The organism is Rhodococcoides fascians NBRC 12155 = LMG 3623, assembly GCF_001894785.1.
Taxonomy (GTDB): domain Bacteria; phylum Actinomycetota; class Actinomycetes; order Mycobacteriales; family Mycobacteriaceae; genus Rhodococcoides; species Rhodococcoides fascians.
Genome location: NZ_BCWW01000015.1, coordinates 1 through 22,814, shown reverse-complemented (window position 1 = coordinate 22,814; position 22,814 = coordinate 1). Strand labels below are relative to the sequence as shown.

17 protein-coding genes and 2 tRNA genes are annotated in these 22,814 nt (G+C 65.6%); 12 read left to right on the top strand and 7 right to left on the bottom strand.

The window, feature by feature from the left end; genetic code table 11:
• The first annotated feature begins 2 nt into the window (after positions 1 to 2).
• The 5 genes from RFA01S_RS23940 to RFA01S_RS23920 all read left to right on the top strand — a co-directional run bounded on the left by RFA01S_RS23940 (position 3) and on the right by RFA01S_RS23920 (position 3,681).
• Entirely contained in the window at positions 3 to 584 is a 582-nt protein-coding gene (locus tag RFA01S_RS23940) for a rhomboid family intramembrane serine protease (protein ID WP_371828161.1), read from the top strand.
• Positions 585 to 696: 112 nt separating this feature from the next.
• The gene (locus tag RFA01S_RS23935) at positions 697 to 1,455 is read left to right on the top strand and encodes a cyclic nucleotide-degrading phosphodiesterase (protein WP_027497666.1); all 759 of its coding nucleotides are present in this window, start codon (positions 697 to 699) and stop codon (positions 1,453 to 1,455) included.
• 21 nt (positions 1,456 to 1,476) lie between these two features.
• A complete protein-coding gene (rph, locus tag RFA01S_RS23930) occupies positions 1,477 to 2,262 on the top strand; it encodes a ribonuclease PH (RefSeq protein WP_032408341.1) in 786 nt (261 codons plus the stop codon).
• The gene (gene rdgB, locus RFA01S_RS23925; RefSeq protein ID WP_032408340.1) at positions 2,255 to 2,869 is read left to right on the top strand and encodes an RdgB/HAM1 family non-canonical purine NTP pyrophosphatase; all 615 of its coding nucleotides are present in this window, start codon (positions 2,255 to 2,257) and stop codon (positions 2,867 to 2,869) included. Before rph ends, rdgB begins: the two co-directional genes overlap by 8 nt.
• A 17-nt stretch (positions 2,870 to 2,886) precedes the next feature.
• The gene (locus tag RFA01S_RS23920; protein ID WP_032408511.1) at positions 2,887 to 3,681 is read left to right on the top strand and encodes an esterase/lipase family protein; all 795 of its coding nucleotides are present in this window, start codon (positions 2,887 to 2,889) and stop codon (positions 3,679 to 3,681) included.
• 2 nt (positions 3,682 to 3,683) lie between these two features.
• Here the strand turns inward: RFA01S_RS23920 and RFA01S_RS23915 are convergent, their stop codons facing one another.
• The 4 genes from RFA01S_RS23915 to RFA01S_RS23900 all read right to left on the bottom strand — a co-directional run bounded on the left by RFA01S_RS23915 (position 3,684) and on the right by RFA01S_RS23900 (position 5,337).
• Positions 3,684 to 4,037 (bottom strand): DUF3817 domain-containing protein, encoded by a 354-nt coding sequence (locus RFA01S_RS23915; RefSeq protein ID WP_027497662.1) that lies wholly within the window; start codon positions 4,035 to 4,037, stop codon positions 3,684 to 3,686.
• Complete coding sequence (locus RFA01S_RS23910) at positions 4,034 to 4,435, bottom strand: glucitol operon activator (protein WP_032374595.1); 402 nt, start codon at positions 4,433 to 4,435, stop codon at positions 4,034 to 4,036. The genes RFA01S_RS23915 and RFA01S_RS23910 overlap by 4 nt, the downstream gene beginning before the upstream one ends.
• An 89-nt stretch (positions 4,436 to 4,524) precedes the next feature.
• Complete coding sequence (locus RFA01S_RS23905) at positions 4,525 to 5,184, bottom strand: maleylpyruvate isomerase family mycothiol-dependent enzyme (protein ID WP_032408339.1); 660 nt, start codon at positions 5,182 to 5,184, stop codon at positions 4,525 to 4,527.
• Between the two features lie 71 nt (positions 5,185 to 5,255).
• Positions 5,256 to 5,337 (bottom strand) — tRNA-Leu (locus RFA01S_RS23900).
• Between the two features lie 83 nt (positions 5,338 to 5,420).
• Between RFA01S_RS23900 and RFA01S_RS23895 the strand changes: the two genes are divergently transcribed.
• Positions 5,421 to 6,179, top strand: a complete 759-nt coding sequence (locus RFA01S_RS23895) for a TetR/AcrR family transcriptional regulator (protein ID WP_032408338.1) — start codon at positions 5,421 to 5,423, stop codon at positions 6,177 to 6,179.
• Positions 6,180 to 6,192: 13 nt separating this feature from the next.
• Here RFA01S_RS23895 and RFA01S_RS23890 read toward each other — a convergent pair whose 3' ends face one another.
• A complete protein-coding gene (locus tag RFA01S_RS23890) occupies positions 6,193 to 6,924 on the bottom strand; it encodes a DUF8548 family protein (RefSeq protein WP_072692232.1) in 732 nt (243 codons plus the stop codon).
• Positions 6,925 to 7,357: 433 nt separating this feature from the next.
• On the opposite strand from RFA01S_RS23890, the gene RFA01S_RS23885 reads away from it, so the two are divergent.
• Positions 7,358 to 16,657, top strand: coding sequence for a type I polyketide synthase (locus RFA01S_RS23885; protein WP_032408337.1), 9,300 nt, complete (start codon positions 7,358 to 7,360; stop codon positions 16,655 to 16,657).
• Positions 16,657 to 17,049 carry a holo-ACP synthase AcpS gene (gene acpS, locus RFA01S_RS23880; RefSeq protein ID WP_008715184.1) on the top strand — a complete coding sequence of 131 codons (393 nt, stop codon included), beginning with the start codon at positions 16,657 to 16,659 and terminating at the stop codon, positions 17,047 to 17,049. The genes RFA01S_RS23885 and acpS overlap by 1 nt, the downstream gene beginning before the upstream one ends.
• A 77-nt stretch (positions 17,050 to 17,126) precedes the next feature.
• On the opposite strand, the gene RFA01S_RS23875 is transcribed toward acpS, so the two are convergent.
• Positions 17,127 to 17,765: a TetR/AcrR family transcriptional regulator gene (locus tag RFA01S_RS23875; RefSeq protein WP_080729227.1), complete on the bottom strand. Its 639-nt coding sequence runs from the start codon at positions 17,763 to 17,765 to the stop codon at positions 17,127 to 17,129.
• A 349-nt stretch (positions 17,766 to 18,114) separates the two neighbouring features.
• On the opposite strand from RFA01S_RS23875, the gene RFA01S_RS23870 reads away from it, so the two are divergent.
• Positions 18,115 to 19,488, top strand: coding sequence for a hypothetical protein (locus RFA01S_RS23870; RefSeq protein ID WP_139278535.1), 1,374 nt, complete (start codon positions 18,115 to 18,117; stop codon positions 19,486 to 19,488).
• Between the two features lie 73 nt (positions 19,489 to 19,561).
• Positions 19,562 to 20,926, top strand: a complete 1,365-nt coding sequence (locus tag RFA01S_RS23865; RefSeq protein WP_032408335.1) for a dipeptidase — start codon at positions 19,562 to 19,564, stop codon at positions 20,924 to 20,926.
• Here RFA01S_RS23865 and bcp read toward each other — a convergent pair.
• On the bottom strand, positions 20,915 to 21,388 hold the full coding sequence (bcp, locus tag RFA01S_RS23860; RefSeq protein WP_032408334.1) for a thioredoxin-dependent thiol peroxidase: 474 nt from the start codon (positions 21,386 to 21,388) through the stop codon (positions 20,915 to 20,917). The genes RFA01S_RS23865 and bcp overlap by 12 nt on opposite strands.
• A 77-nt stretch (positions 21,389 to 21,465) precedes the next feature.
• Between bcp and RFA01S_RS23855 the strand changes: the two genes are divergently transcribed.
• Positions 21,466 to 21,687 (top strand): DUF3618 domain-containing protein, encoded by a 222-nt coding sequence (locus tag RFA01S_RS23855; RefSeq protein ID WP_032408333.1) that lies wholly within the window; start codon positions 21,466 to 21,468, stop codon positions 21,685 to 21,687.
• A gap of 92 nt (positions 21,688 to 21,779) precedes the next feature.
• Positions 21,780 to 21,853: transfer RNA gene (locus tag RFA01S_RS23850), tRNA-Lys, on the top strand.
• The last annotated feature ends 961 nt before the right edge of the window (positions 21,854 to 22,814 follow it).

Sequence of the window (22,814 nt, the reverse complement as noted above, 5' to 3'; positions counted from 1 at the left end):
GGATGCAGGCAGCCGTCTTCGTCGGAGGATTCGTGGCGCTGCTGTGGATCATCGAGATCATCGACGTCGCGAGCGGTTCACGGCTCGAGCAGAACGGTATCGAGCCTCGTTCCGCCGACGGCTTGTGGGGCATCCTGTTCGCGCCCGTGCTGCACGACGACTGGCAGCACCTGATCGCCAACACGGTTCCCCTGATCGTGCTCGGATTCCTGGTGTTGCTCTCGGGCATCGCGCGTGGTCTGGCTGCCACCGGGATCGTCTGGGTGATCGGCGGCGTAGGTACCTGGCTCACGGCCGGCACCTACAGCAACACGATCGGCGCGTCGATTCTGATCTTCGGCTTCATCACGTACCTGCTCGTTCGTGGATTCTTCACCCGCCACCTCGGCCAGCTCGCGATCGGGGTCGTGGTGTTCGTGCTGTACGGCAGCGCGCTGTGGGGCGTGCTGCCGAGCGATCCGAGCATCTCCTGGCAGGGTCATCTGTTCGGCGCGGTGGGTGGGGTCGTCGCGGCTCGACTGCTGTCCGCCGACGCTCGGGCCGACAGAGCGCGCGCCAGAGCACTCGATCGTCCCACTCCGTAGGCGGTAGGTAACCGCGAGCACAGCTGTGTTCGGGCGTGAAATTCGCCGACTCGCGCGGTCAATACTGCCCGAACGTTTCGAGTGACGCGCTCGGCGTGGCAGCATGGCTTACATGCGAATTACCGTCCTGGGATGTTCGGGCAGTGTGTCCGGACCCGATTCACCCGCGTCGGGCTACCTCCTGGAAGAAGAGGAGACCGCGCCGGTCGTTCTCGATTTCGGGCCCGGCGTCCTCGGGGCGTTGCAGCGTTATGTCGATCCGGGTGACGTGAGCGTTCTGCTTTCGCATCTGCACGCCGATCACTGCCTCGATGTTCCCGGTCTGCTCGTGTGGCGTCGCTACCATCCGAACCCGCCGGAAGGGCGCGCGATCGTCTACGGACCGAAGGACACTGCGTTTCGGCTCGGAGTGGCGTCGGCCGAGTGCGGCGGTCAGATCGACGACATGTCCGACACCATCGATCTACGCCGCTGGGTGGACGGCCGGACCATCGAATTCGGACAGCTGTCGATTCTGACCCGGCAGGTGTTCCATCCCCCGGAGTCGTACGGCATGCGGGTCACCACCGGCGGCGGAAAGACATTCGCGTACAGCGGCGACACCGGTATGTGCCAGGCGGTGCAGGATCTGGCTCAGGGTGCCGATGTCTTTCTCTGCGAGGCGTCGTGGACCGACAGCCCGGATCGGCCCGAGGGCGTCCACCTGTCCGGTATCGAGGCCGGTCGCATCGCTCGGGAAGCCGGAGTGGGGGAGCTGCTGCTCACCCACATTCCGCCCTGGACGTCTCGCGAGGATGTCATAGCCGAGGCGAAGGCAGAGTTCAGCGGACCGGTGCATGCCGTCGAGCCAGGGGACGCCTTCACCGTATGACGACGCGCTAGGCTTCGAGTCGTGTGCAGACGAGAAGACGGCAGAGCGGACGACGAGCTCCGCACCATCAAGATCACCCGCGGATTCACCACTCACCCGGCAGGGTCGGTGCTGGTCGAATTCGGCAACACCAGGGTGATGTGCACGGCCAGCGTCGAGGAGGGCGTACCGCGCTGGCGGAAGGGATCCGGCCTGGGCTGGCTCACCGCCGAGTACGCAATGCTTCCCGCTGCTACCCACACGCGCAACGGACGCGAGTCCGTCAAGGGCAAGGTCGGCGGACGCACTCAGGAGATCTCCCGACTGGTCGGACGCTCACTGCGCGCGTGCATCGATCTGGCAGCGATCGGCGAGAACACGATCGCCCTCGACTGCGACGTGTTGCAGGCCGACGGCGGCACCCGTACTGCTGCCGTGACCGGGGCGTTCGTGGCTCTCAGCGACGCCGTCACCTACCTACGAGCAGCTGGACGCCTGGCCGACCCGCAGCCGATCTCGTGCATGATCGCCGCGGTCAGTGTCGGCGTCGTCGACGGCCGGGTGCGACTCGACCTTCCGTACGAAGAGGATTCGCGAGCCGAGGTCGACATGAACGTCGTTGCGACCGACACCGGAACTCTGGTGGAGATCCAGGGAACCGGCGAGGGCGCGACCTTCCCGCGCACGACCCTCGACAAGCTCCTCGACTCGGCGTTCGTCGGTATCGACAAGCTGTTCGAGGTGCAGAGGGAGGCGCTGGCGTTGCCGTACCCGGGGGATCTGCCCGAGCCTGCCACCGCAGAAACGAAGAAGAAGTTCGGTGCCTGACACCAAGCTGCTGGTAGCCAGTCGTAACGCGAAGAAGCTGCGCGAGCTGCGCCGGGTGCTCGATGCCGCCGGCCTCATGGGTATCGAGTTGGTCGGTCTCGACGAGGTGCCGCCGTTTCCCGAGGCACCCGAAACCGGAGCGACGTTCGAGGACAACGCGGCGGCCAAAGCGCGCGACGGCGCGGCGGCAACCGGGTTGCCTTGCGTCGCCGATGATTCCGGAATCGAAATCGACGCATTGAACGGAATGCCCGGGGTGCTCTCTGCGCGCTGGTCCGGAACTCACGGGCAGGACGAGGCCAACACGGCGCTGGTTCTGGCGCAGCTGAGCGATACCCCCGACGAACGGCGCGGGGCTGCTTTCGTATCGGCGTGTGCGTTGGCGGTCCCGGGCGGAGCCGAGACCGTCGTTCGAGGTGAGTGGCGCGGCGTTGTTGCGCGAGAGCCGTTGGGCGACAACGGTTTCGGATACGATCCGATCTTCGTGCCGGAGGGGGACGGCCGCAGTGCCGCGCAGTTGGCTCCGGACGAAAAGGACGCGGCCTCTCATCGCGGCCGCGCGCTGCGCAAGCTGGTTCCTGCTCTCGAAGCGTTGACGGGGCGATAGTCGTGGCGGCGCGGGCAATGTTGACGAGAACCACGGTCGTGCTCGCTGCCGCTGCCCTGTGCCTGCTCGGCACCCCTGCTTCGGCAGCGCCGGTCGCGGGATCGTTCGCCGAGGCCTTGGTCTACTCGGTGGCTCATCCCGGTGCGACGCCGGCGGGCGCGAACGATTTCTCGTGCGTTCCCAGCGCTCGACATCCCGAACCGGTCATCTTGGTGCACGGTTTTTTGGAGAACTCCTACGCGAACTGGTCGTCGCTGTCACCGGCCCTGGTCGACGCCGGATACTGCGTGTTCGCACTCGACTACGGCAACACCGGGCCGGTGCCTGCGTTGGGAGCGCTGGGAACGATTACCGAGAGTGCCGCGGAATTGTCCACGTTCGTCGATTCCGTGCTCGCGGCGACGGGTGCGCAGAAGGTGTCGATCGTGGGCCACTCGAAGGGCGGCACGGTGCCGCGCTACTACGCCCGCTTTCTCGGCGGTGATCGCACCGTCTCGCGCATAGTGGCGCTGTCTCCGCCGAACTATCCGACCGCCGGTCCGCCGGTGCAGGACGACGTGCTCGAGCGGTTGAACGAGGGCAGCGACACGGTCGCGGGGATCGATTACACGACGATCGTGACTCGATACGACCAGGTTGTCGTTCCGTACACGGCGTCGCTCCTTACCGGAGCGGGAAATACGAACGTGGTGCTGCAGGACGTGTGCCCCGGCAATGTCGTCGAGCACACAGGAATCTCGTACGATCCGCTGGCGCAGCGGCTGGTGGAGAACGCGCTGGATCCGGAGAACGCACAGCCGATCACCTGCTGACGTCAGACGCCGAAGTCGGCCTTGACCTGCTTGGTGCGCTTGTGTTCGACGTAGAATGACAGGAACGGAACAGTTCCGGCGAGCAGGGTGCCGATGGTCCGACCGGCCGGCCACCGCACCTTGATCGCAAGGTCGATCGTCAGGATCAGGTATACGAGGTAGACCCAACCGTGCACTACCGCAATCCAGTTGGGCACATTCTCGACCTTGAAAATGTACTTCGCGACCATTTCGGTCACAAGCACGAGCAACCAGATACCGGTGACGTAGGCGAGCACGCGATAGCGCAGCAGCGCCGATGCAATCTTCCGAGTCTTGTTGGTGGACGCCTTGGTCTTGTCCGGTGCCGAACTCACGTGGTGCTCCTGTCGGTCCCGCGGGATTCGTTCAGCTCCGCGAGGTAGCTGTTGTACTCCAGAAGTTGCCTGGCCTCGGGGTCGTCCAGATCGCCGACGTCGGGGTCTGCCACGCGGCGCTGGGGGAGCAGATCGAGAGGGACCTCGGTCGGTCCGTCGGGCTGCCCGGCGTCGGGCTCGTCCTGGTCCTCGTCTTCGAGGCGGACGAACTTGCGGTAGGCGTAGACGACGAACGCCGCGAACAAGGGCCACTGGAACGCGTAGCCGAGGTTCTGGCCGTTACCGCCGACCGCCTCGAAGCGTTCCCACTGCCACCAGCCGAGACCGAGACACACCGCCGCGGACACGATCACCAGCGCAATGAGCGCGGGTCGACGCTTCGGGCGGGATGAGGTCACCACTCGACGGTACCGGAGCGACTACTACCGAAGGTAGTCACATCGGGTGGTCGGCCGGTGATTCTCACCATGGACGAGCCGGGTGCGACTCACGGCCGACGACGGTTCGCCCGTGCTTCGGCAAGTTGCTCGGCACCGGGGCCGGTGATGTCGGCGAGAGCGCTGCTGCGCCCCGTCAGCACCAACGCCAGGGTGCCCGCCGATCCTTCGACGACGGGGCCCTCGCCCCGACTCCAGTCCAGATCGGTTGCGCGCCACTGCAGTCGAAGATCGGGTCCTTTGAACGGTGCCGCACCGCTTTCCGGCACCAGGAAGTCGAGCATCGTAACCATGCGGTGCTCGGGAACGTGGTGCTCGATTCCCAGCGGCCTGCACACATCGAGCCCGTGCACGATGACGTCGGACAACGGGGCCAGCGGACCGTGGCCCGGCGGGGTGAACTTCTTGTCTGCGTGAGCTGTCAGGAGCGCGGGCAATTCGTCGCCGTGCTTGCGCTTGATTCGCTGGGTCATCATCTGATTGGCCCGGTCGAAGTTCCCTCGAGTGCGCACCATGGCGAGTCCGAACTGCCAGAGCGGGACGATCAAGGGCACCACGAGATGGGCGGCGACGTCGCGGACCGTCCAGGCGTCGCACAGCGATGGGGTGTCCCACTGTTCGGGTGTCAAGGTGTCGAAAGTGCATGCGAGGGAGCGTCGTTCGTCGGAAGTTTCGGCGAAGATCGCGTCGTCATCGAGATCGCTGGACATACGAGCCACCTTTACACGTTGAAACCGGTAGAGCTGGGAGTCTCGAGAAAAGCCGGGTCGAACGACCGTTGTGCGCGAGGGGGGACTTGAACCCCCACGTCCTGAGACACTGGAACCTAAATCCAGCGCGTCTGCCAATTCCGCCACTCGCGCGTGCCGGTGAAGTCTACAACCGATGCTGCTGTGCGTGCGACGCGGTTCTTCGAGCCACGTCGACGTCCGATTAGGCTCGCCGGGTGGTGAAGAAGGAGAACTCGTTCGATCCGGCGCGCATCCTCGAACTGCTGTGGCGGGTCGACGCGAAACCGAGCCGAACCGGCCTGAGCGTCGACGCGATCGTCGACGCGGCCATCGAGATGGCCGATGCGAACGGGTTGGAGTCGGTGTCGATGCGCAATGTGGCCGAGCATCTCGGGGTCGGTGCGATGTCGCTGTACACCCACGTGCCGGGGCGTCAAGAGTTGACGGACCTGATGATCGATCGGTCCCTGGCAGATCTGTATGCACACGTCGACGAGCCGGCATCGGTTCCCGGTGGGTGGCGGCCCGCGTTGCGATTCGTTGCCGAGCGCAATTGGGAACTCTATCAACGACATTCGTGGCTGCTCGACGCCGTCGGTGCGCGTCCGGTGCTCGGTCCACACACCAACGACAAGTACGAGGCAGAGCTGCGCACCCTCGTCGGTACCGGGCTCGGTGACGTCGAGATCGATTCGGTGTTGACACTGGTTCTCACTCACGTCTCGGGGACCGCGAGGGCCTCGGCCGCGGTCGATCGGGTGAAGAAGCAGTCGGGGATGTCCGACGCTCAGTGGTGGGCGGCTACTGCACCCGTCATCGAGCGGGTGATGACGCGCGAGCGGTTTCCGGTGTCGTCCCGCATCGGGACGGCCGCGGCGACGTCGTACGACGCCGCCAGCGACCCCGTGCATGCCTATCGTTTCGGTGTGGAGTGCATCCTCGATGGCGTCGAGGTGATGATCTCGCAGAGGTGATAATTCTGCAGAGTCAGCCCGCCGATCGGAGCTCAGCCTCGGAATGACGCTGCGGCGGTCTGCGCAGCTTGTGCTGGTAACGCCAGAGCGCGTGCTCGAGCGAGGCGAGATCGACGTGGAGTGCGTCCGCTACGGCGTCGAGAATCACGGGGGAGCGCTCCTCGGCGATGTCGGCGGCGAGGTCTCGATGGAGTGGTTCGAGAGCGTCGGCAACGAACGCGGTCAGATGTGCGGTCGCCTTGTCGGTGCGTACGCCCAGATGCATGAGCATGCACTCCCAGGTGGTCTCGCCGAGGCCAGGGATCGCGCGGAACGCATCGAAATGTTCCTTCGTGTGCTGCTCGAAATCGGTCGAACGGCTCAACCCCGACGCGATCAGCGTCTGCGCTGCCACAGCGGCTGCCGCCGCCTTGGTTCGGCTGTTTCCTGGAACGAGCTGACGGTTGGACAGGATCTGCACGAGCTGATCCGGATCCGAAGTCAGTTCTGCAAGGGTTGTCAAGTCGTCGAGTCGGTTATCGCCGCGGTGTGACCGCCACCGTCCGATGACCGCTCGCACCCCACTGGTCGGTCCTCCGTAAGGGGCGCGCGCGGAGAAGATCGCGTCGAGTAGCGCCGCCTCGGATTCGCCGCGCCACCCCGGTGTCCAGTGCGGCGAATTCGATTGCGAGGCAAACGATTCGATGTGCGACAGCATTGCTTCGAGCTCGCCCGTCGTGCAAGTGTCCGTAACCGATGAATACATGAATTCCCCCCGGAGTTCGTCGACCGCCCTATCGGATGCGGTTCGTAGGAGAAAGCTAGACGACCCCACCGACAGGTCACCGGACGCTGACGGAGTGCTCGAGATCACATCACAAAAAGATAACGAAAAATGCGAGGGTTCCCTCATGTTTTGCCGTCGCCGTCGAGTCTCCCGCCAGGGTCGATGCGGGTTACTCGCCAGTTGGGTAAACAAAAAGTAAAGGCGCTTGCGCGGACGTACTCGCTGGTAGCACTCGGACGTCCGAGCAAACCTGAGGATTTCCTCATGATTTTGTGTCAACCTGGAGCAGCGCGAAGGAGACCTGTCGACGAAGACAGGCTCACGCTTTGCCCTGTTGCCCACGACGCACCACGGCAGTCATCACAGCGAACGCCTCGACCCCCCGAGACGTCCACGAGAGGAATCTTCAGCCTTGACGATCAACGAGAGCACACCATCACACGGACGCGGCTCGCGAAGCACAGGCAACGCAGGCAAAGCCCCTAGAAGCAGTGGCGGCTCTCGGACTCTGGCAGATCGATTCGCCGCGGGCGAGCCGTACGCCCTGGCGTTCGGTGGTCAGGGTGCGCCCTGGCTGAGTTCGCTCGAAGAGCTCGCGCGCGATTCCGCACTCGAGCCCGAACTGACCGATCTCGTCAACGAGGCCGCAGCAGTGCTGGCGCCCGTGTCCGACGAGCTGCTGGTCGTCCGCTCGGTCGGCTTCGACCCGATCGGTTGGATGCTCGAGCAGGACCTCGCCGACGACGACACCGCCGGCTCCTACGGGCCTTCCGAAGCGGCACTGACCTCGGCTGCGGTGTCTCTGCCGGGCGTCTTTCTCACTCAGGTCGCCGCGTTGCGTGCGCTGAAGCTGCAGGGCCTCGACCCCGCCCAGACCCCGCCGGTCAAGGTGGTCGGACACTCGCAGGGCCTCATTGCCGCCGAGTCCGTCGCCGCGGACGGCGCACAGGACGCCAATTTCCTGGCCATCGCTCAGTTGGTCGGCGCCGCTGCCGGACTCGTCGGACGTCGCCGCGGCATCATCGGTGCCGGTGACCGTGCGCCGATGGTCTCGGTCGGCAACGTCGAGCCCGAACGTCTTCAGGCGATCGTCGACGAGCTCGAGATACCGGGAGCACCCGAACGCTCCGCTGCTCTGGCCATCCGCAACGGTCGTCGCCGCGTCGTGCTGTCCGGCCCGCCGGCTCAGTTGGCTCGCGTGCAGGAGAAGTGCGAGCAGATCGCGGCTCGGGAAGAACGTGAGCGCGATGCCAAGAAGCGCGGCGGCGCGGTGTTCGCACCCGTCTTCGAGCAGCTCCCGGTCGAGATCGGCTTCCATCACCCCGCATTGAACGACGCCGTGGAGCTCGTCGACGCCTGGGCGCAGCGGTGCGGTCTCGACGCCGCCCTGGCCCGCGAACTGGCGCAGAAGATCCTCGTCGATTCCGTGGACTGGGTCGACGCCATCGACGGTGTCGTCGAGGCCGGCGCGGACTGGATCCTCGACCTCGGACCCGGTGACCTCCTCACCCGCATGACCACCCCGGCGCTGCGTGGACAGGGCGTCGGCATCATCGCGGCATCCTCACGCGGCGGCCACCGCAATCTGCTCACTCCCGGTGCCGCTCCCGAGGTGCAGCCGGCATGGTCGGCATTCGCGCCCAAGCCTGTGACGCTGCCCGACGGCCGTGTCGTCGTGGAAACCTCCTTCACCAAGATGACCGGACGTTCGCCGATCCTGCTCGCCGGCATGACGCCGACGACGGTCGACGCGAAGATCGTCGCGGCCGCAGCCAACGCAGGCCACTGGGCCGAGCTCGCCGGTGGCGGACAGGTCACCGAGGACATCTTCACCGACCGCGTCGCCGAGCTTTCCACGTTGCTCGAGCCCGGCCGTGCCATCCAGTTCAACTCGCTCTTCCTCGACCCGTACCTGTGGAAGCTGCAGCTCGGCGGTCGCCGCATCGTGCAGCGGGCCCGTGCAGCGGGTGCGGCCATCGACGGCGTCGTCGTCACGGCAGGCATCCCCGAACTGGACGAGGCAGTGGCTCTCATCGAAGAGCTCTCCGAGGCCGGAATCAGCTACGTCTCGTTCAAGCCGGGTACCGTCGCGCAGATCCGCGCAGTGATCCGCATCGCCAACGAGGTTCCGTCCTACCAGGTCAACGTCCATATCGAGGGTGGCCGCGCAGGCGGGCACCACTCGTGGGAAGACCTCGACGACCTGCTGCTGACCACCTACGCCGAGCTCCGCTCGCGCCCCAACCTGGTGATCTGCGTCGGCGGCGGTATCGGAACACCCGAGCGGGCCGCTGACTACCTCACCGGAACCTGGTCTGCCGTGCACGGATACCCGAAGATGCCTCTGGACGGCATCCTCGTCGGTACCGCTGCGATGGCCACTCTGGAAGCCACAACGGCTCCCGAGGTCAAGCAGCTTCTCGTCGACACTCCGGGAACTCCCGACTGGGTCGGTGCCGGAACCGCCAACGGCGGAATGGCGTCGGGCCGCAGCCAGCTCGGTGCCGACATTCACGAGATCGACAATGCGGCATCACGTTGCGGTCGGCTGCTCGACGAGGTCGCCGGCAACGCCGACGCCGTTGCCGAGCGCCGCGACGAGATCATCGCCGCACTCGACGGCACCGCCAAGCCGTTCTTCGGCGACGTCGCCGAGATGACCTACCAGCAGTGGCTGAGCCGCTACCTGGATCTGGCCATCGGAACGGACTCACGCAGCGAATTCGACTGCGGTGGCGAGTTCACCGATGCGGTGTCCGAGGCCCGTGAGTCGGTGTGGCTCGATGTCACCTGGCGCACCCGCTTCCTCGAAATGCTGCAGCGCGCCGAGGCACGTCTGCACCCGGTCGATCGTGGCCCCATCCCCACCCTGTTCGCCGACGCCGAGGTACTCGAGCGTCCCCGCGCAGCACTGAAGTCGCTGCTCGCTCAGTTCCCCGACGCCGGTGACGTGATTCTGCACCCGGCCGACATCACCTTTTTCACCTCGCTGTGCCGCATGCCGGGTAAGCCGGTCAACTTCGTCCCCGTCGTCGACGGTGACGTGCGCCGCTGGTGGCGCAGTGACTCGCTGTGGCAGGCACACGACGCTCGCTACTCCGCCGATCAGGTCTGCATCATCCCCGGGACCGTTGCCGTCGCAGGTATCACTCGCGTCGACGAGCCGGTGGGCGAACTGCTGAACCGCTTCGAGAAGGCCACCGCGGACCAGCTTCTCGCCGAGGGTGTCGAGCCGGCGGCCATCGCCAGCCGACGCCACGCCGAGATTGCACCGGGACTGCTGGGCATCGTGCTGGCTGCTCCCGACGTCACCTGGGCCTCGCGTATGACGCAGAACCCCGTTGCACGCCTGGGTGATCCGGCCGACTGGACCGTCGACTCCGACACCGTGGCGACGCACCCACAGACCGGCTCGTCGCTGACCGTGCTCGACTCCGAGCACGTCGAACTGCTGGTCCCGCTCGCCCCGGGCAAGGAAGTACGCATCCGTCTGACGGTGCCCGCCTCCACCATCGACGGCGGCGCTCCCGTCGTCACCGCACAGGATGCTCAGCAGGCCATGTCGGCGCTGCTCGGAGTTGCTGCCGGACAGGAGCTTCCGACGGTCAAGAACGGTGTCGCGCGGCTGAACATCGCGTGGATCCCCGATCTGATCGCCGACCACGCCGGCGTCACCGGATCCGGACTGCCCGACACACTGACCGTCAGCGGCAAGGCCGTTCCCGACGTTCTCGTCGGTGCCTGCTGGCCCGCCGTCTTCGCGGTCCTCGGTGCGACCCGTAACGCCGAGGGCATCGACGTCATCGAGGGCATGCTCGACCTGGTGCACCTCGATCACAGCGTCAACCTCGTCGGTGAATTGCCCACCGACACTTCGATTCTCGTGGTCAAGGCCGCTGCAGGAGAGGTGCTCGACACCGATCTCGGTCGCGTCGTCGAGGTCACCGTCGAAATCGGTGCCATGCTCGGTGAGGGGCTCGACGCCCCGGCCGTTGCAACTCTGGTGGAGCGCTTCGCCATTCGTGGACGCACCGGCAAGGGCGAGTTGGTGGATCCGGCTCGCGCCGGCGGTTCGCTGAGCGCCGATGCCAAGGACACCCCGCGCCGTCGCCGTCGCCAGGCCACCATCGTGGCCCCGCGCAACATGGCCGCATTCGCGCAGGTCTCGGGCGATCACAACCCGATTCACACCTCGGATGCCGCGGCGTTGCTCGCCGGCCTCGGTAGCCCGATCGTGCACGGCATGTGGCTTTCGGCTGCGGCGCAGCAAACCGTCACTGCAGTCGACCACGAGGACACCAAGACTCCTCCGCGTCGTCTGACTGCCTGGACTGCTCGTTTCCTCGGGATGGTCCGTCCCGGAGCGGAGATCGACGTTCGCGTCGACCGCACCGGATTCGACCAGGGTGCCGAACTGGTCGAGGTGTCCTGCCGAGTCGGCGGCGAACTGGTCATGGTCGCCACCGCACGCACCGCCGCGCCGAAGACCGTCTACGCGTTCCCCGGCCAGGGCATCCAGCGCCCGGGTATGGGACTGGACGCACGCGCTCGCTCCAAGGCCGCGCGTGAGATCTGGGAGCGAGCCGACAAGCACACCCGCAGCGCGCTCGGCTTCTCCATTCTCGCTGTCGTGCGCGACAATCCGACGTCGCTCAAGGCCCGCGGGGTCACGCACAAGCATCCCGACGGTGTGCTGCACCTGACGCAGTTCACCCAGGTTGCGATGGCCGTTCTCGGTGTCGCACAGGTTGCCGAACTGCGCGAATCCGGAGCGTTCGTGGAGAATTCGATTCTCGCCGGCCACTCGGTGGGTGAGTACAACGCTCTGGCCGCCGTTGCCGGTGTGCTCCCGCTCGAGGCCGTTCTCGAGGTCGTCTTCCAGCGTGGCTCGGCCATGCACGCACTCGTTCCCCGTGACGAGAACGGCCGCAGTGACTTCCGTATGGCTGCCATCCGCCCGTCCCAGATCGGCCTGGCCGACGAGGACGTGCAGGGCTTCGTCGCCGGTGTCGCAGAAGAGTCCGGTGAGTTCCTCGAGATCGTCAACCTCAACTTGCGTGGCTCGCAGTACGCCATCGCAGGCACCGTTGCCGGCCTCGGGGAGCTCGAGAAGAAGATCGCCATTCGCCGGGCAGAGTTCGGCGGCAAGGCCGCCTACATCATGGTTCCGGGCATCGACGTGCCGTTCCACTCGACGGTTCTGCGCGGTGGAGTCGACGATTTCCGTAGCCGCCTCGAGACCCTGCTGCCCGAGCAGCTCGATCCCGCGATCCTGGTCGGTCGCTACATTCCGAACCTGGTGCCCAAGCCGTTCTCGCTCGACCGGGCCTTCGTTCAGGAGATCGCCGACCTCGTACCGTCCGAGCCGCTGAACACCGTTCTCGCAGAGTTCGATTCGTGGGCCGCACGGCCGAGCGATCTGTGCCGCGTGATTCTGACCGAATTGCTCGCATGGCAGTTCGCCAGCCCGGTCCGGTGGATCGAGACTCAGGATCTGCTCTTCGCAGACGAGTCCGACGGCGGTATGGGCGTCGAGCGTTTCGTCGAGATCGGGCTCGGTGCAACACCGACCGTGGCCAACCTCGCGTCGCAGACTCTCAAGCTGCCCGGCCGCTTCGGCCACCCGGTCGAGGTGCTGAACCTCGAGCGCGAAGCCGCGATCGTCTACGGCACCGATACCGACCCGGCTCCGGCCGACGAGGACGAGGCGACTCCCGCTCCCGAGGCCGCTGCTCCTGCAGCCGCGGCTGCTCCGGCTGCAGCACCCGCTCCGGCAGCGGCTCCGTCGGGCGGACCGCGCCCCGACGACATCGCGTTCGTCGCCGCCGACGCGACGAAAATCCTTATCGGACTGTGGACCAAACTGCAGCTCGATCAGATCGGGCCCGCCGACACCATCGAGGCGCTGTGCGACGGCGTCTCCTCGCGTCGTAACCAGCTGCTCGTCGACCTCGGTTCCGAGCTCTCGCTCGGTGCCATCGACGGCGCAGCCGATGCCGACATGGGCGCGCTCTCGGGCACGGTGAACAAGCTGGCTCGTACCTACAAGCCGTTCGGCCCGGTGCTCAGCGACTCGATCAACGACCATCTCCGCAAGGTCTTCGGCCCCTCGGGACGACGCCCGGCGTCCATCGCCGACCGCGTCAAGAAGACCTGGGAACTGGGCGACGGCTGGGCGCACCACGTCACCGCCGAGGTCGCTCTCGGTACCCGTGACGGTGCCTCGGTTCGTGGTGGCGCACTCGGTGGCCTGGCCGACGGCGCTCTCGCCGACGGCACTGCCGTCGACAACGTCATCGACGCCGCGGTTGCTTCGGTTGCCGCTCGACGCGGAATCGCAGTGTCCATGCCGCAGGCAGGCGGTGGAGCCGGCGGAACCGTCGACGCCGCTGCGCTCGGTGAGTTCACCGAGCACATCACCGGTCGCGACGGCGTTCTCGCCTCCGCAGCCCGGTTGGTGCTCGAACAGCTCGGCCTGGCGGACGCACCCAACGCGCTGCTGGCCGAGAACCCCGATGCTGCTCTGGTGGAGCTGGTTTCGGCCGAGCTCGGCTCCGACTGGCCTCGCCTGGTCGCTCCCGCGTTCGACGCCAAGCGCGCCGTGCTGATCGACGACCGGTGGGCCACCGCCCGTGAGGATCTGGCTCGGTTGTGGCTCGGTACCGCAGGTGATGTCGCTGTCGAGTCCTTCGCCGGTGCAGGCAATGCCGTTGCAGCACAGGCTCAGTGGTGGAAGGCCAAGGCCGACTACGAGAACAAGGCCGTACTCGCCGATACCTTCGGACGCATCGCAGACATCGCGGTCGCATCCGAGGACAAGGGGCAGTGGGCCGACGACGTCGCAGTCGTCACCGGTGGCAGCAAGGGATCCATCGCCGCGGCCGTGACCGCTCAGTTGTTGGCCGGGGGAGCGACGGTCTTCGTCACCACCTCCAGGCTCGACGACGAGCGCCTGGGCTTCTACCGCTCGCTCTACCGCGACAACGCTCGCAACGGAGCGTCGCTGTGGGTGGTTCCGGCCAACATCGCGTCGTACACCGACGTCGATGCCCTCATCGAGTGGATCGGCAGTGACTACATCGACACTGCCGGTGGCGCAAAGACATTGGTCAAGGCAGCTGCCACTCCGACGATGCTGTTCCCGTTTGCAGCACCTCGGGTCATGGGCGAGATGTCCGACGCCGGAGCTCGCGCCGAGATGGAAATGCGCGTGCTGCTCTGGTCGGTCGAGCGTCTGATCACCGGACTGTCGAAGGTCGGCTACGACAACGACATCGACACTCATCTGCACGTGGTGCTCCCCGGATCGCCGAACCGCGGAATGTTCGGTGGCGACGGTGCCTACGGTGAGTCGAAGGCCGCCCTCGATGCAGTCGTCGCGAAGTGGGGCTCGGAGAAGAACTGGGCCGAGCGGGTCTCCATCGCGCACGCTCACATCGGGTGGGTTCGCGGAACCGGCTTGATGGGCGGCAACGATCCCATCGTCGAGGCCGTCGAAGCCGAAGGTGTCCGTACCTGGTCGACCGAGGAAATGGCAACCGAGCTGCTGCGGCTGTGCACCCTCGACGCACGTCGTCGGGCCGCGCAGGAGCCCATCGTCGCGGATCTGACGGGTGGCTTGGCCAAGACCAAGCTCAACCTCGTCGAGCTTGCTCGCGACGCGGCCGCTGCTGCGGGCGAGAAGACCGAAGAGGCCGTGGACAGTTCGGTTATCGCCGCGCTGCCTGCACCTCCGCGGCTCGCCCCGACCACTGCTCCGGCGTGGCCCGCCCTCGATGTCGATCCGAAGGACCTGATCGTCATCGTCGGTGCAGGTGAGCTCGGACCTTACGGTTCGGCGCGTACTCGCTTCGAGATGGAGGTCGACGAGCAGCTCTCTGCCGCAGGCGTTCTCGAACTCGCATGGAACACCGGCCTGATTGCCTGGGAGAACGATCCCAAGCCGGGCTGGTACGACATCGAGTCCGGTGACCTCGTTCCCGAGGAGGACATCGCCGACAAGTACCACGACATCGTGGTCGAGAAGTGCGGTATCCGCACGTACGGCGACGACGGCGCAATGGTCGGTAACACCGCTCCGCTGATGACCTCGATCTTCCTCGACAACGACCTCACGTTCGTCGTCGGAACCGAGATCGACGCACGGTCGTTCGCGGCTGCCGATCCCGAGCACACGCTGATCACACCGGTTCCCGATTCGAGCGACTGGCAGGTCACTCGCAAGGCGGGCACCGAGATTCGCGTTCCGCGCAAGATGAAGCTCACCCGTACCGTGGGTGGTCAGATTCCGACCGGATTCGATCCCACCAAGTGGGGCATCTCGCCCGACATGGCGAGTTCGGTGGATCGTGTTGCCCTGTGGAACATCGTCACAACGGTCGACGCCTTCATCTCCTCGGGCTTCAACCCGTCGGAACTGATGCGCTGGGTGCACCCGACGCTGGTCGCCAACACTCAGGGCACCGGCATGGGCGGCATGGAGTCCATGCGCTCGCTGTACATCGACACCCTGCTCGGCGATGCTCGTGCGAACGACATCCTGCAGGAGGCTCTGCCGAACGTCGTTGCTGCACACGTGGTTCAGTCGTACATCGGTAGCTACGGCGCGATGGTTCACCCCGTCGCCGCCTGCGCAACCGCGGCCGTCTCGGTCGAGGAGGGCGTCGACAAGATCAAGCTGGGCAAGGCGCAGCTCGTGGTCGCCGGCGGATTCGACGACCTGAGCACCGAAGGCATCATCGGCTTCGGTGACATGTCGGCCACCGCGGACTCGGCAGCGATGTCCGCCAAGGGAATCAGCGATCGACGCTTCTCCCGGGCCAACGACCGCAGGCGCGGAGGATTCGTCGAATCGCACGGCGGCGGAACGATTCTGCTCGCTCGCGGCGATCTGGCACTCGAGATGGGCCTGCCCGTCCTCGGAGTGGTGGCCTACGCACAGTCGTACGGCGACGGAGTGCACACGTCGATCCCGGCTCCGGGACTCGGCGCACTCAGCGCCGGTCGCGGCGGCAGGGATTCGGCACTGGCGCTCTCGCTCAACGCACTCGGCGTCAGTGCAGACGACGTGGCCGTGATCTCCAAGCACGACACCTCGACTGCAGCCAACGACCCCAACGAGGCCGAGTTGCACACCCGCCTGGCCAAGGCCATCGGCCGTTCGGACGGCGCTCCGCTGTTCGTCGTCTCGCAGAAGTCCCTCACCGGGCACTCGAAGGGCGGAGCGGCTGCCTGGCAGCTCATCGGCCTGTGCCAGGTGCTGGCCAACGGTGTCATCCCGCCGAACCGCAGCCTCGACTGCGTCGACGACAAGATGACCGGCTTCGAGCACCTGGTGTGGGCTCGTGAGCCGCTGCGCTTCGGTGACTCGGTTCCGCTGAAGGCGGGTCTGCTCACCTCGCTCGGCTTCGGGCACGTGTCCGGACTCATCGCGCTGGTGCACCCTCAGGCATTCCTCGAGGCCGTTCCGGCCGAGCGGCGTGCGGAGTACATCGCGAAGGCGAACGAACGTCGTATCGCCGGTCAGCGCAGGCTGATCTCCGCGATGGTGGGTGGCGACTCCCTCTACGAACGGCCCGACGATCGACGACTGGGACATGACGGGACGCCGGCCAAGGCGTCACGCGAACTGGAGGCCAACGTGTTGCTCAACGAGTCCGCTCGCCTCGGCGAGGACGACGTCTACTCCTCCGGTCTGCCGGGTGCCATCTGATGGCAATCCTGGGAGTGGGTTTCGACCTGGTGACGGTGTCCGACTTCGCCGAGCAGATGGAGAAGGTCGGCACGACGATGATTCGCGACAGCTTCACCGCGGGTGAGCGTCGGCATGCCGCGACCAAGAGTTCCGATCCGACTCGCCACTACGCGGCACGGTGGGCTGCCAAAGAAGCAGTGCTGAAGGCCTGGGCCACATCGCGATTCGCGCGTCCTCCGCAGATCGGCGACAATCCGTATCCGTTGATCGAGGTCGTCAACGATGCGTGGGGCCGTCCGTCCATCAAGCTGCACGGGATGGCGCAGGAGTTCCTGCCGACGGTGAAGATTCATCTGTCGCTGACGCACGACGGCGATATAGCCGCCGCGGTGGCGATCCTGGAGGAGTGACTTCAGGCTGAACGAAGCAGGGCCCGTCCGATCCGCGAGATCGGGCGGGCCTTTTCGTGTTCGTTCAGCGGAGTGGGTCAGGCGTCGTCGGTGTTGACCGACCCGCCGGAACGCCGGCTCTCCTTCTCGGCGACGAGCAGGTAGGCCATCATGATTCGCTTGAGTTCGGCGACGGCGTCCTCGTGGCTCTGGCCGTCCTGCACCGAGAAGTTCAGCATCGAGTACACGATGTGCACCAGCACCTGAGCCATGAGGTTCCGGCGGTGCCGCGGTGTCCGCGGAGTCAGCGGGCCCAGCATGCGCGAGACCTGATCGGCGAACTCTCGCTCGTGGATGACCCCGGTTGCCCGCGTCGAGGGCGTCGACTGCATCGCGAGCCACACCTCGCGGCGCGACGGGTCGGTCATCCACATGCCCGCCATGTGGTCGACGAAATTGTTGAGGAAGCGTACCCAGTCCAGTGACGGCACTTCGCCGTCGAATTCGGCGAGCTCCTGTTGAACTCCGACGAGATCCTGGCGATTGAGCTCGCAGACGATGACGTACTTGTTGGCGAAGAACTGATAGAGCGTGCCGATCGGCAGTTCGGCGCGCGACGCGACTTCCTCGCAGGTGAACGACTCGAAACCCACGTCGCTGAGCAGCTCACGCGACGCTTGGAGCAGCGCGTCGAATTTGCGTTGGCTGCGTTCCTGGGTGGGTCGACGGCGCGGCATCAGTTCCTGCGTCTGTGCCGTCGACTCGAGCGCGGCGTCGAGTCGGCGCGAGGACTGAGCACGAGCAGAGGATTCCACCCGGTCAGGCTATCCGGCGGACGTGCCCGGTAGCCACACCTGGTCGGTTCCGTCGGTGTCTACAGCTCAGAGTCTCGACGAAGCGTGGGGCCGACGACAAGGAACAGTTGCGCGTGCTGTGACGAACTCTAAGACTTCTCTGGACCAATTAAACCGTCAAAAGGTATGGTTCAAGGAACAGAATCAATTTCCGTGCAGGGTGATCGTCGTTCGGATTCGCCGTACGTCGTTCATGGTCGGGTGCCTCCACCCTGAGCACAGGGAGACTGCCATGGCAACCATTGGCATAGCTATCGAGTCTGGCTCGATGCAGACGGTTCTCGTCGAGCCGACCTCGGGCGAGGTGATCGCCGATCGGACGACGCCGCTCGACCCCGACGCAGCCACCGTATTGACCGAAGCGATCGACATCATGCGCGCCGAGGCCGCCAGTCTCCACACTGACGTCGACGCAGTGGGCGTGGTGTACCGATCCGAGGCCGAACGCACCGACTTTCTCGGTGCTCTCGGCGACGAATCCGTGACGTTGTGTTCGGCGTCCGCGTCCTTCCTGGCCTGGCTGGCGCAGTCGGAGGAGCTCGCCGACGCGAAGACAGTTCTTCTGTACTACATGGGCGAGACAGGCGTCTCCATCTCTCTCGCGGACGCGACGGAGGCATCGTTCACCCCGACGAAGTCTGCCGAGTTGGATTCGATGTCACCCGAACGCATCGGCAGCACCATTCCGCTGGCATGGGACGTAGTGGATCACTCGGGCAAGAAGCCCGAGTTCGTTGCCCTGTTCGGCGATTCCTCGAGCAATCGGGATGTCATCGACATTCTGGCTCTCGGACTCGGCGTGCCCGTGGTGCGTGTGGGAGATGCAGACCAGATCGCCGCACGCGGAGCTGCGCTTCAGGCGCTCGAGAACGCGTCCGCCCCGGCGGGGGACGCGGCCGTGACACCGTCCGTCGTGCCTGCCGAGAAGCCATCGGGTGAGTCCGAACCACACGAAGCCTCCACGTCCGAGGTAGTCGAAGCGCCGTCCGACGCGACCAATGAACTCGAGGAGACTGCCCATCCAGGGGGAGTGGTCGCGCTTCGTCCGATGACCGTTGCTTCTCCACCCGCCACGCCGCAGTCCGTGGACGCGAAGCCGTCAGGGCCGCGACGTTCCGGCCGCAAGCTCGTGTTCGCTGCTGTGCTGCTGGCCGGTGTGCTGTCGGCAGGTGTGGCAGTTGCCGCGACGTCGCCCGGCGACTCCGAGTCGACCGCCGAGCAAGGCGTCGAACAGCGTGATGCCGGTACCGATCTGGTCGGGGCAACCCGTCTCGTGGACCCTACGACGGCGACGGACCCGTCGGTCGTGGGGGCTCAGGCACCTGCGATCGCACCGCCTCCGGAGTCGGTTCCTCCGACTGTGGATCCGACGACGGCCGCTGCGCCCGAACCGACGACGGAGCCGTGGGCGGCTACGCAGGCCGCGCCGCGCCCGACCGTGGTCGCTCCTCAGCCTGCTCCGACGAAGGTCGCCCCTCCGCAGTTCACCGTTCCCGCAGTTGTGCCCGAGCCTGGGAAATCGCCGGAACAGCTCGAGCAGGAAGCATGGGATCGGCACTGGCAGCAGACCGATGAGTGGATCCATCAGCAGTTGTCCGGGGGCTGACAGCAGGCGCTCTGTGTAACGAGCAGTGGCAGACTGGCACGAGCCTGTCTGTCACTACTCGTGTGGAGGATTCATGCCTGCCAAGTTGTCGCCCGTGGACATTCGATCCGACATCGAAGCGGCAATGCCCCGAGCGAAAGCGGAGTTGTCAGAGCTGGTTCGGTTCACGTCGGTGCACGATTCTCGGCAGTTTCCGGTCGAGGAATGTATCGGTGCGGCGCGCTGGGTGCAGCGCGCTTTTGTCGACGCCGGCATTCCCGACGTCCAATTGATCGAGACGGTCGACGGTTCACTGGCGGTGGTCGGCTCACGTCCGGCACCCGCGGGAGCGCCCACCGTGCTGCTCTACTCGCATTACGATGTTCAGCCTCCAGGAGAGCTGAAGCTCTGGGACAGTGCACCTTTCGAGCTGACCGAGCGCGACGGTCGGTGGTACGGGCGAGGATCGGCCGACTGCAAGGGCAACGTGATGATGCATCTGCTGGCGCTGCGGGCGCTGGGGGAGTCCATCGGGATCGGCGTCCGGATCGTCTGTGAGGGTTCGGAAGAGACCGGTACGGGCGGGCTCGAAGCACTGGTGGAGCAGCGACCGGAATTGTTCGCAGCCGACGTCGTCGTCATCGGCGACACCGGCAATGCGCGAGTGGGTCTGCCGACGGTGACGACCACGCTGCGTGGTATCGCCAACGTGGTTGTACACGTGGAAACGCTTGCGGGCGAAGTGCATTCGGGAATGTACGGTGGTCCCGCGCCCGATGCGCTCGCCGCATTGGTGCAGCTGCTGTCGACGCTGCGCAACGAGCAGGGCGACACCGTGGTCGACGGCCTCGATGCCGCGCAGACATGGGACGGCGTCGCGTACGACACCGAGCAGTTTCGCTCCGATGCCGGGGTGCTCGATGGCGTCGAACTGGCGGGCTCGGGCACTGTGGCGGACGCGGTGTGGGCGCGGCCCGCTCTGACGATCGTGGGTATCGATTGCCCGCCCGTGGTGGGGTCTGCTGCAGCGATCTCGCCGCGTGCGAGCGCGCGACTCAATTTGCGCGTGCCGCCGGGAATGGACCCGCAGACGGCCCAGGATGCTCTGGTGGCTCACCTCGAGGCGCGGACGCCGTGGAATGCCCGCCTCACCGTCGAGCGTGAGGCTCTTGGATCGCCGTTCCGGGCACGAACGGACGGACCGGGTTACTCGGCGCTGTCCGACGCGCTGGAGGAAGCCTTCGGGCACCCGATGGGGACGGCTGGGCAAGGCGGTTCCATCCCGCTGTGCAACGCGTTGGCCCAGATTCTGCCGGACGCCGAGATCGTGCTCATGGGTGTCGAGGAACCTCGGTGCCGGATCCACGCCCCCAACGAGAGCGTGGATCCGGCGGAGATCGCGAAGATGGCCGTCGCCGAGGCGTTGTTCCTGCAGCGGCTCGCGGGGTCAGACAGCTAGATCGCGGCGAAGCTTGGCGACGTGGCCGGTGGCGCGGACGTTGTACTGCGCCACCTCGATCTTGCCGGATTCGTCGACGAGGAACGTCGAGCGGATGACGCCCTCGTAGACCTTGCCGTAGTTCTTCTTCTCCCCGAATGCGCCCCACGCCTGCAGGGTCGTCTTCTCCTCGTCGGAGAGGAGCGGGAACCTCAGTTCTTCCTTGTCGCGGAACTTGGCGAGTTTGGCGGGCTTGTCGGGGGAGATGCCGATGACCTCGAGGCCTTCGCCGTTCAACTCGGCGAGGCTGTCACGGAAGTCGCAGGCCTGCTTGGTGCAGCCCGGGGTGCTCGCGGCGGGGTAGAAGTACACGATCACCTTCTTGCCGGCGTAGTCGGCGAGGGAGACGTCGTTGCCGTCCGCATCGGGGAGGGTGAACGCCGGAGCGGTGTCGCCCGGTTCGAGCTTGCTGTATTCGGTCACCGCACGAGAGTATCGAAAGATCGTCGTGCTCTAGGCTCGACTGCGACCGAGACTATTTGCAACAAGTTGGAGGACACGTGGCCAAGGACACCGACCGAATCGAGCGCGAGATCGAGGCCGCTCGCAATCAGCTCGCCAGCACCCTGGACGAGCTGAGCGTCCGTGCCAGCCCCAAGAACATCGTCGCCAACACCAAGCAGTCCGTCGTGGCCAAGCTGAACGAACCGCCGGTGAAGTTCACGCTGCTCGGAATCGGCGCAGTGGTGGCAGTTCTCGTGGTGCGCAGGATCTTCAACTGACGCAACAGGTGCTCCGACCAGCCGATTTCACATCTGGCCGCATCTGCTGTTAATGTTTCTCCCGCACCGCAGAGAACACGCGGTGCGGATCGGCGCCATTAGCTCAGTTGGTTAGAGCAGCTGACTCTTAATCAGCGGGTCCGGGGTTCGAATCCCTGATGGCGCACACCGAAACACCCCGTCACCAGCGTAAAGCTGGAGGCGGGGTGTTTTGCTTTTGCGGGGTTTTGCCCCAACTCATCACTTACTCATCACTTTGAGGGCAAAGTGATGAGTTGCTCGCTCCGTTCCTGCTAGGAGCTCCGCGCGACCCATGGAGGTCGTCTTCGTGTCTGCGGTCCGTTTACGGTCCCGAAAAGTGCATGGACAGATCGGCAGCAGGTTGCGGCGAGTGTGATCGCTCCCGCGCGGCGAGATCCGGCCGGAAATGCCGATGATGGGGCCAGTCCCACGAGTTACCTAATCGAAGTCGCTGCCGCGTGCAGCTCGCCACGATCTCCGAACGTCCGCCGGCGGCAGCCAATTGCCGGTCCCCGTCACGAGCCGGGCATTCTGCGGGTTCTGAAACGTCGGCATCGCGCGCCCGTGCCGGAGCGCTGTGACTGCGAATATGGGAAGCACTTTCGAGACGGATAACGAAGTGCACCGAGCCGCTAGCGCCGACCCGCCAATTCCCCGTCTGCAACACGCGCCGCTTCACTCGTTGTGACTCGTACTCGGGAGTTCCGAGTCCCTGCTAGGGCGTTGATCAATGCCCACAAGCAGCTCATGAGACCAGCACCTGGCCGCCATGACCGTGGTCCTTCGGACCTCCCCTCAACGGGAGTAATACCGATTCCTGACGACCTCATAGCAGGAAGCGCTCACCCGTCACCTCCTAAAAGGCCATGACCACGTTGTCCATGCCGGACGGGCCTCCGTCGCCGGCGCATTTGCCCGCGGCGATGTACCTGTGAGATCACAGGACGGAAACACAAATGAATAGCGCGATCACCGAAGGGCTCCGTGAGGAACAATGTCCCGGCAGAGCGCCCCTACCGAGCAGCCGACACCGATACGTCGGACTGGTCTTCTCGGCTTGGTGGGGCCGCTAACATTTTGACTGTGAGCTACAACATTTGGGCAAC

Bases quoted from the DNA above. Each gene is read 5' to 3' on its own strand.
- RFA01S_RS23875 (WP_080729227.1), bottom strand. From the start codon at position 17,765: ATGCCGCGCCGTCGACCCACCCAGGAACGCAGCCAACGCAAATTCGAC.
- RFA01S_RS23865 (WP_032408335.1), top strand. From the start codon at position 19,562: ATGCCTGCCAAGTTGTCGCCCGTGGACATTCGATCCGACATCGAAGCG.
- RFA01S_RS23935 (WP_027497666.1), top strand. From the start codon at position 697: ATGCGAATTACCGTCCTGGGATGTTCGGGCAGTGTGTCCGGACCCGAT.
- acpS (WP_008715184.1), top strand. From the start codon at position 16,657: ATGGCAATCCTGGGAGTGGGTTTCGACCTGGTGACGGTGTCCGACTTC.
- RFA01S_RS23870 (WP_139278535.1), top strand. From the start codon at position 18,115: ATGGCAACCATTGGCATAGCTATCGAGTCTGGCTCGATGCAGACGGTT.
- RFA01S_RS23920 (WP_032408511.1), top strand. From the start codon at position 2,887: ATGTTGACGAGAACCACGGTCGTGCTCGCTGCCGCTGCCCTGTGCCTG.
- RFA01S_RS23905 (WP_032408339.1), bottom strand. From the start codon at position 5,184: ATGTCCAGCGATCTCGATGACGACGCGATCTTCGCCGAAACTTCCGAC.
- RFA01S_RS23940 (WP_371828161.1), top strand. From the start codon at position 3: ATGCAGGCAGCCGTCTTCGTCGGAGGATTCGTGGCGCTGCTGTGGATC.
- RFA01S_RS23890 (WP_072692232.1), bottom strand. From the start codon at position 6,924: ATGTATTCATCGGTTACGGACACTTGCACGACGGGCGAGCTCGAAGCA.